Here is a 246-nt window from a genome sequence, read left to right on the forward strand (position 1 = left end):
TCCGCAGTAGCTCAGTGGTAGAGCTATCGGCTGTTAACCGATCGGTCGTAGGTTCGAGTCCTACCTGCGGAGCCATACAGAGAAGTACCCAAGTGGCTCAAGGGGCTCCCCTGCTAAGGGAGTAGATCGCTAACGCGGTGCGAGGGTTCGAATCCCTTCTTCTCTGCCATACATATTGGCCCGTTGGTCAAGTGGTTAAGACACCGCCCTTTCACGGCGGTAACACGGGTTCGAATCCCGTACGGG

2 tRNA genes are annotated in these 246 nt (G+C 56.5%); both read left to right on the top strand.

Annotation, left to right across the window (positions count from 1 at the left end):
• Positions 1-75, top strand: a tRNA-Asn gene (locus JDS92_RS30385).
• A 3-nt stretch (positions 76-78) separates the two neighbouring features.
• A tRNA-Ser gene (locus JDS92_RS30390) sits at positions 79-169 on the top strand.
• The last annotated feature ends 77 nt before the right edge of the window (positions 170-246 follow it).

Source organism: Bacillus cereus group sp. N12, assembly GCF_016483575.1.
Classification (GTDB): Bacteria; Bacillota; Bacilli; order Bacillales; family Bacillaceae_G; genus Bacillus_A; species Bacillus_A toyonensis.